8 protein-coding genes are annotated in these 8,333 nt (G+C 65.8%); 3 read left to right on the forward strand and 5 right to left on the reverse strand.

Annotated features, from left to right (window positions below):
* Positions 1 to 13 precede the first annotated feature (13 nt).
* Positions 14 to 1,411 carry an acyl-CoA dehydrogenase family protein gene (locus EPN51_RS10420; RefSeq protein ID WP_293041639.1) on the forward strand — a complete coding sequence of 466 codons (1,398 nt, stop codon included), beginning with the start codon at positions 14 to 16 and terminating at the stop codon, positions 1,409 to 1,411.
* A 32-nt stretch (positions 1,412 to 1,443) separates the two neighbouring features.
* Positions 1,444 to 2,649 carry an acyl-CoA dehydrogenase family protein gene (locus EPN51_RS10425; RefSeq protein WP_293041642.1) on the forward strand — a complete coding sequence of 402 codons (1,206 nt, stop codon included), beginning with the start codon at positions 1,444 to 1,446 and terminating at the stop codon, positions 2,647 to 2,649.
* 94 nt (positions 2,650 to 2,743) lie between these two features.
* Here the strand turns inward: EPN51_RS10425 and EPN51_RS10430 are convergent, their stop codons facing one another.
* Complete coding sequence (locus tag EPN51_RS10430; RefSeq protein ID WP_293041644.1) at positions 2,744 to 3,601, reverse strand: oxidoreductase; 858 nt, start codon at positions 3,599 to 3,601, stop codon at positions 2,744 to 2,746.
* A gap of 265 nt (positions 3,602 to 3,866) precedes the next feature.
* Here EPN51_RS10430 and EPN51_RS10435 point away from each other — a divergent pair, with 265 nt between their 5' ends.
* Positions 3,867 to 5,246: an FAD-dependent oxidoreductase gene (locus EPN51_RS10435; protein WP_293041647.1), complete on the forward strand. Its 1,380-nt coding sequence runs from the start codon at positions 3,867 to 3,869 to the stop codon at positions 5,244 to 5,246.
* 118 nt (positions 5,247 to 5,364) lie between these two features.
* On the opposite strand, the gene EPN51_RS10440 is transcribed toward EPN51_RS10435, so the two are convergent.
* The 4 genes from EPN51_RS10440 to EPN51_RS10455 form a co-directional block, all read right to left on the reverse strand.
* Positions 5,365 to 5,874 (reverse strand): DoxX family protein, encoded by a 510-nt coding sequence (locus EPN51_RS10440; protein ID WP_293041649.1) that lies wholly within the window; start codon positions 5,872 to 5,874, stop codon positions 5,365 to 5,367.
* A 787-nt stretch (positions 5,875 to 6,661) separates the two neighbouring features.
* The gene (locus tag EPN51_RS10445) at positions 6,662 to 6,829 is read right to left on the reverse strand and encodes a hypothetical protein (protein ID WP_293041652.1); all 168 of its coding nucleotides are present in this window, start codon (positions 6,827 to 6,829) and stop codon (positions 6,662 to 6,664) included.
* A 190-nt stretch (positions 6,830 to 7,019) separates the two neighbouring features.
* A complete protein-coding gene (locus EPN51_RS10450) occupies positions 7,020 to 7,712 on the reverse strand; it encodes a hypothetical protein (protein WP_293041668.1) in 693 nt (230 codons plus the stop codon).
* A 62-nt stretch (positions 7,713 to 7,774) separates the two neighbouring features.
* Positions 7,775 to 8,333 (reverse strand): Mce protein (locus tag EPN51_RS10455; RefSeq protein WP_293041654.1); only part of this gene is annotated, 559 nt, incomplete at its 5' end.

Below are 8,333 nucleotides of genomic sequence, written 5' to 3' on the forward strand. Positions count from 1 at the left end.
AGGCCGCTGACACATGACCGATTCCGGTTCCCCACGAACAACCGCCCGACCACGCGCCAAACGGGGCGACCGCAAATCCGGGGTCGGGCTGCAACCGCACAAACGCACCGGCATCGATATCGCCATCGCGCTGCTCACCCCGCTCGTCGGGCAGCAGTTCCTGGACAAATACCATCTGCGCGACCCGCTCAACCGCGGCCTGCGCTACGGCACGAAGACAATCTTCTCCACGGCCGCCACGGCTTCACGTCAGTTCAAGCGGGTCCAGAACCTGCGCGGCGGGCCGACCCGACTCAAGTCCAGCGGCAAGGACTACTTCGACCTGACGCCCGACGACGACCAGAAGATGATCGTCGAGACCCTCGATGAATTCGCCGAAGAAGTGCTGCGGCCCGCGGCGCACGACGCCGACGAAGCGGCGACCTACCCGCGCGACCTGATCGCCAAGGCCGCCGAACTGGGCATCACGGCGATCAACATTCCCGAGGATTTCGACGGCATCGCCGCGCACCGCTCCAGCGTGACCAACGTGCTGGTCGCCGAGGCGCTGGCCTACGGCGACATGGGCCTGGCACTGCCGCTGCTGGCCCCGGGCGGCGTCGCCTCCGCGCTGACCCATTGGGGCAGCGCCGACCAGCAGGCCACCTACCTGCCGGAGTTCTCCGGCGAGAACGTGCCACAGGCCTGCGTGGCCATCGCCGAACCGCAACCGCTGTTCGACCCCACCCGGCTGAAGACGACCGCGGTGCGCACCCCGAGTGGGTACCGCCTCGACGGGGTGAAGTCGTTGGTCCCGGCGGCGGCCGACGCCGAGCTCTTCATCATCGGTGCCCAGCTGGACGGCAAGCCGGCCTTGTTCATCGTCGAGTCGTCGGCGAAAGGCCTCACCGTGAAGGCGGATCCGAGCATGGGGATCCGTGCGGCGGCCCTGGGGCACGTCGAACTCTGCGGGGTGTCGGTACCGCTGGGCGCCCGGCTCGGCGAGGACGAAGCCACCGACCAGGACTACTCCGAGGCGATCGCGCTGTCGCGGCTGGGCTGGGCTGCGCTGACCGTCGGCACGTCGCATGCCGTGCTCGACTATGTCGTCCCGTATGTGAAGGAACGCGAGGCCTTCGGTGAGCCGATCGCCCATCGCCAGGCGGTGGCCTTCATGTGCGCCAACATCGCCATCGAATTGGACGGGCTGCGGCTGATCACCTGGCGCGGCGCGGCGCGTGCCGAACAGGGCTTGCCGTTCATCCGCGAAGCGGCGCTGGCCAAGCGGCTCGGCGCCGATAAGGGCATGCAGATCGGCCTGGACGGCGTTCAGCTGCTCGGCGGCCACGGCTACATCAAGGAGCACCCGGTCGAGCGCTGGTACCGCGACCTGCGGGCCATCGGTGTCGCCGAGGGCGTCGTCGTCATCTAAGTCATTGTCTAATCCGAGCTGAAAGTTCAATCATGGCAATCAATCTGGAACTACCCTGCAAGATGCAAGCGGTGACCACCAAGACACATCAGGGTGCCGCTGAGCTGATGCGGCCGATCGCCCGCAAGTACGACCTCAAGGAACACGCATATCCGGTCGAGCTCGACACCCTGTTCAGCCTTTTCGAAGGGGCCTCGGAGTCAATCGAATTCGCGGGAGCGAACGCCCTGGGCGGTGAGGACGAAGAGCGGGACAAGAACCACAACGGCGCGAACATGGCCGCACTGCTACAGACGCTGGAGGCCAGCTGGGGTGACCTCGCGATGATGCTGTCGGTCCCCTACCAGGGGCTGGGCAACGCCGCCATCTCCGCGGTCGCCAACGAGGAGCAGTTGCAGCGCCTGGGCAAGGTGTGGGCGGCGATGGCGATCACCGAACCCGGCTTCGGGTCGGACTCGGCGGCGGTCGCGACGACCGCCACTCTGGACGGCGACGAGTACGTGATCAACGGCGAGAAGATCTTCGTCACCGCCGGGTCACGCGCCACCCACATCGTGGTGTGGGCCACGCTGGACAAATCACAGGGCCGCGCGGCGATCAAGTCGTTCGTCGTGCCGCGCGAGCACCCGGGGGTCACGGTCGAACGACTCGAGCACAAGCTCGGCATCAAGGGTTCCGACACCGCGGCCATCCGGTTCGACAACGCCCGCATTCCGAAGGAAAACCTGCTCGGCAACCCCGAAATCGTGGTCGGCAAAGGCTTTTCCGGCGTCATGGAGACCTTTGACAACACCCGGCCCATCGTCGCCGCCATGGCCGTCGGTGTGGGCCGCGCCGCGCTGGAGGAGATTCGCAAGATCCTCACCGAGGCCGGCGTCCAGATCTCCTACGACAAACCCTCGCACGCCCAGAGCGCGGCGGCATCGGAGTTCTTGCGGATGGAAGCCGACTGGGAGGCCAGCTACCTGCTGTCGTTGCGGGCGGCGTGGCAGGCCGACAACAGGATCCCCAACTCCAAAGAAGCGTCGATGAGCAAGGCCAAGGCCGGCCGAATGGCCACCGACGTCACCCTCAAAACCGTCGAATTGGCTGGCACCGCAGGCTATTCCGAGCAGTCACTGCTGGAGAAATGGGCGCGCGACTCGAAGATCCTGGACATCTTCGAGGGCACCCAACAGATCCAGCAGCTGGTGGTCGCGCGCCGGCTGCTGGGCCTGTCGTCGGCCGAACTCAGGTAGCTCTCGGGCCGCGCTTTCCGTTGTGCGCCGGACGTGCGACCACCGCGAAATTCGGGCGGCTGTTTTTTCGCAGTGAGTACACGTTGGGCGAGAACTACGCGGCGATCGCGTTCAGCTGTTCGCGGGCCTCGTCGTCCAGCTCGATCGCGGCGACGTCGACGTTCTCCTCCAGATGACGCACCGACGAGGTACCAGGGATCAGCAGCACATTGGAGGCCACGCCCAGCGTCCAGGCCAACGCGACCTGAGCCGGTGTGCGACCGAGGCGCCGCGCGATCTCCTGAACCACCTCGTGGCTGAGTACCGGATTGGGCTGCATGAACGCCGCGCCCAGCGGGAAGAACGGAACGAAGGCGATCCCCCGCTTCGCGCATTCCTCGAGCACCACGGCCGATTCCTGGTGGACCAGGTTGAATGCGTTTTGCACACAGGCGATTTCGGTGCGCTCGCACGCACGCACCAGCTGCTCACGGCTGACGTTGCTCAACCCGATTCCGCCGATCAATCCCGCGTCGCGCGCCCCGATCATGGCCGATAACTGGTCGTCGAACAGCCGGTCGGCGCCGTTGCTTTCGAACACCCGCAGGTTCACCACGGCCAGCCGCTCGACACCGAGACTGCGCAGGTTCGTTTCGATGTCGCGGCGCAACTCGGCCGGATCGCCGGCCGGCAGCCAGGCACCGTTCTCGTCGCGGCGCCCGCCGACCTTGCTGACCAGCGCCAGGTTCTGCGGGTACGGGTGAAGCGCCGCGCGGATCAACTCGTTGGCGACGCCAGGTCCATAGAAGTGGGCGGTGTCGATGTGATCGACGCCGAGTTCGGCCGCGCGCCGCAGCACGGCCAGCGCTTCGTCGCGGTCGCGCGGCGGGCCGAACGCGTTCGGCCCGGGCAACTGCATGGCGCCGAAGCCGACGCGGTTGACCGAAAACTCACCGAGTGGAAAGGGATCCATACCGTGAGGTTAGCGTCGAAGGATGGACGCGTTTCACGCGCTCGGTGCGCGACGAACGCCTCACCGCGGCGATGAGCGTGCGGGCACTGATCGACGGGGCCTTGCCGATACCGGCGGTCAACCTTGTGCTCGTGCACGCAGACTCCGCACCCTATGCCGGGCGGACATGCACGCGAATGCGCGCGGAAATGTGCGTTAACCCGCCACCGCGGACAGCCGCTCGGTGTAGTTTGCTGCTGGGGTGGGCTAGGTTGAGGAGCCAGCCGTGTCTGAGGTCGATTATTGCGTGGTCGGAGCGGGATTCGCGGGCCTGACGGCCGCGTTGCGGCTCCAGCGGGCGGGCCAGTCGGTGGCCTTGCTGGAGGCGCGTGACCGGGTCGGTGGCCGCACCTTCACCGAGACCCGCCCGGACGGGACGTGGATCGATCGCGGCGGCGCGTGGATCGGCCCGGGCCAGGACCGGATCTACGCGCTGATGAACGAGTTCGGCGTGCCGGAGTACAAGCAGCACAACGACGGCGACGCCATGATGATCGTCGGCGGCAAGAAGCACCGCTACGGCGGCACCATCCCCTGGACGATGAGCCCGTGGGCCGTCACCAACCTTGGCCTCGGCTTGATGTCGTTCGAGCGAATGTCCAAATCAATACCGCGCGAAGCCCCCTGGGAGGCAACGGAAGCCGCCGAGTGGGACCGGATCAGTCTGGGCGCGTGGATCGAGAAGAACACGATGTCGAGGCAGGCCCGCGAGATGCTGGACATGGCCCTGGCCGGCCTGTACACGTCGGCAGGGTCGGAGACGTCGTTGCTGTGGGCGTTGCTGCAGACGGGGTCCGCCGGCGGCCCGACCTTCGCCATTTCCGGCAAGGGTGGCTCGCAGGACGCCCGCCCCGTCGGCGGGATGGGCGCCATCTACCGCCAGGTCGCCGCCGAGCTCGGCGAAGCGGTGCACCTGTCGCAGCCGGTCCGGCAGATCGCCCAGGATGCCGAGGGTGTCACGGTCAGCGCGGACGGCCTGACGGTGCGGGCGCGGCGGGTCATCGTCGCGATCCCGCTGGCCATCGCCACCTCGATCGTCTACGAGCCGACGCTGCCGGTGGATCGAGCCTTGCTGCACCAGCGCATGCCGAGCGGTGCCGTCGTCAAGATCTCGGTCGTCTACGACGACCCGTTCTGGCGCGCCGACGGGCTGTGCGGCCAGTCGGCCGCGCCGGGATCCCCGGCCACCCTGACCATCGACGCCTGCACGGACACCGGAAACCCGGGGGTCATGTGCGTCATCACCGAGGGACCCGCGGCACGGCGGCTGAGCGGGCTCGACGAGGCCGAGCGCAAAGCGGTGATCATCGGTGAGCTCGTTGATCGCTTCGGGAGCAAGGCGAACGACCACCGCGAATTTCACGAACAAAACTGGACGATGGAGCGCTATTCCGGCGGCGGCATGATCAGCCACGCCCCCACCGGCGTGCTGACCGAATTCGGTTACACCCTGCGCGAACCCTGTGGTCGCATCCACTGGGCCGGCACCGAGAGCTCGGCCGTCATGTGCGGGTGGATCGACGGTGCGATTCGCTCGGGCGAGCGCGCCGCGGCCGAGGTGACCGCAGCCGACACGGCCGCCGTCGTGGCCTCGAGCGTCGACTAGTCGTGCTGGCGGCGACCCGCTTCGCCCGGCTCCGCCGCGCTCGCGATCGGACTAGTTGGGCGCAGCGCCCGCGTTTTGGCCCAACAACTCGACGTCGGGCGAATGCGGTGCCTAGGAGCTAACCGGCTTGCTTGGCCGGCGGCCGGTAGAAGATGACCAGCTGACCGATGGCCCCGGCCAGGCCAAGCACCACCGAGATCAGCAGACCGTGCCAACCGTCCATCCAGTTCTTCCCGAAGACCAGGTAGTCCAGGCTGAATTTCCCGGCGCCCAGCGTGGCCACGACCACCGCGCTGACCGCCAGCACCAGGTTGTACTCCCAGCCCTCTTTGACGATGAAGAAACCGTTGGCGCGGTGCACCGTCCAGGCCGCGACCAGCATCAGCGAGACGAAGCCCGCCGCCGGGATCGGGGTGAGCAGCCCGGCGGCCAGGCCCAGACCGGCGGCCATTTCCGTGGAAGCCGCCACGGTGGCGTGGAACTTCCCGGGCTTCATCCCGATGCTCTCGAACCAGCGCGCGGTGCCCGGGATGCGGCCGCCGCCGAAGAACTTGTTGTAGCCATGCGCGGCCAACGTCACGCCCAACACCAGCCGCAGGATCAGTAACCCGAGGTCGTACGGAGTCATAGCTGCAAACCTAGATCATCCGGTGTGGCGGGTGACAGGAGCGCCGCGCATTCACTGCTATCGGCGGACAGCCCCGCGAATCGCCGGACTTTCGGCTGCCGAGTCGCGCGGGCGCCGTTGATTCACGTCATGTAGACGCTTCCGCGTGAATTCAGGGGTGACTTCCGGTGGCCGTCGCGCACGGATCCCGGGCCCCATCTACGGCGAAGAATTCGAGGCGCCGTCCAGCACATCTACGACAGCGGCGAACCGAGCCCTGTCGCGTTCTCGCATGGTGGGGCGATCGTGCACTGGGTGTTGCCGAACGTGCGCGATCCCCACAAGTCAGTGTTCATCGGCAACCCGCTGCGCAACCTGGTCCGTGATGACCGGAGATCCGTCCGACTGCTGGGCGGTGACCGAATCGGATCCCGGTCCGCTGCCGTACTGAGCGTGCCGAGACCTGGTGTCTCACGGCGGTGTCATAACGTCGTGATGCAACATGCTCTCCGCGCGGCAAGAATCTTCCCGTTCGCCATCGACTGCCATGTGTCGGTCCGGCGCCTGCGGTGCCGGATAGAAACCGAACCAAACATGCTGGGCCTCAACAATATTGAGCCTGCAAGGGGCTGCGGCCGCGCTTGAACTCGAAACCCCCGGAAAATCGACCGGCCGATTCTGCACGGAGGCAGCAGCTCGGTGTGCAGTGAGGTGTCTCACAAATCCTAGTTTTCGAGATAGAGAATCTTTATATTCGATGCATAGGCTGGTGTCCTGGTGGGCGCTAGCCTATTTCCATTCTTCGCCATCATTTCGGGCTGCCCTGGATCGCGTACCTTGCCCAGCGCTGGGCAGAACCGCGGCCGCCGCTGATGAGCGTCCCCAGCGGCGCCGCGCTGTCGACGCCCGGGATGTTGGACAACGCCTTGGATCTCGGGATCGATGGCGGCGTGGTGTCGGACTGGGCGAGTAGCACACCCCGGGGTTCGCGAGCACTACCCGGAAGCGGTCGTCAGATCCTGAAATTCCTCACGCACCATCGCCTACCGAAAACACCGCAGGCTCAGTGACATCGGCGCAGGCGATGGTCTTCGGCAGATCTACAAAGCCATTGGGCCAACTCTGTTCACGACCTGAAAGGCCGGCCGAAAGCTTTGGCGCGTCGATTAGACCGGGTCGAAGCCGCTGATCAGCCACCGCTGACCGACTTTATCCATGGTGACCCGGACGCTAGAGGCGGTAGCGCTCGGGGGATCGTTACCGACGACGACGGTTTGGTTGACGAACACCAGGGCCACCGCATGGCTGGCAGTGGCAGACACCGAGGCCGCGGCCGGGACGGTGGCAACCGCCGAGATATGCCGTTGTTTGGCGCCAGGGATCACGACGTCGTGGGTCAATTGGGTGTAGGAGTCCTTGAAGACGCCGGTCAAACGGTCACGGGCGCCACCTAGGTCCTTTTCCACGGTGTCGGGCTGGTAGGACAGCATCGCTGCGGTGCCGTCCTTGGCGGCAGCAAGAGACTCGACGCTGCTGGTCTGCGCGGCGCCGAGCGACGCGGCCTGCCACTTCAAATAGGCTCCGGCCACCGCCAGCAACAACACCAGACACGGAAGCACGCCGAAAGCCAGTATCCGCGAAACACTAATGGTGCGTTTAGGTTTCGATTCCCCACCATCTTTGCCGCCGTGATCGGCTTCGGACTCATCATCGGACGGCTCGTCCACTGACTCCGCATCGACGTCGTCGGTGTCCTCAACGTCTTCGCTTACCGACGTGCCGTCTTCGACCTCGTCGGTCGTTTCCTCGACATCCGCGGCCTCATTGCCTTCGGTCGCGGACTCGGTTTCGGCGGGCACAGCGTCGGGCCCAAGCTCCGGCTCGTTCGCTTCGCCGCCACCGGCCTTACCGGACCGCGGGCTCATGACGGCACAAACAAGACGTTCGAAACTTTTGCACCGTCAGCGACTTTCGTCACGTCAATCCGCATTCTCCAAGCACGCGGCGGCTGATCCTCGGCACCAAGGTTGGAAGTCTTGACAGAGATAGCGACCAAGACCTGAGCCTCATTGCCCGACACGGACTCCAAACCCGCCTCGGTGACCGTTCCCACCGACTTGGACTGCACCTTCTTGACGACGTCGATGAAGGGCTGCGAGCGTTTCGAGAAATCGTCATAGAAATGGCCCGTAGCCGAGTCCAGTATGCGCTGGATGTCGTTGTTCACATTCTGATAATCGATGGTGGTCAAGTTCACCGCGCCCTGTCGACCAACCCGAAGGAACAGCGCACGTTGTTCTTCATGCTGATGCAACTGATACGTGCGGAACCCCAACCATCCGACCAGCCCACCCATAGCGAGGACGGCAACCACACCAACCACCATTGCCAGCCGAACAGGCGACATGGAGATCCGCCGTTTCGTCGGTCCTGCCACCTCGTCATCGCCGGCGCCGCCAGGTCCGTCCGACCCCGCATCC

This window comes from Mycobacterium sp., from assembly GCF_004298145.1.
Taxonomy (GTDB): domain Bacteria; phylum Actinomycetota; class Actinomycetes; order Mycobacteriales; family Mycobacteriaceae; genus Mycobacterium.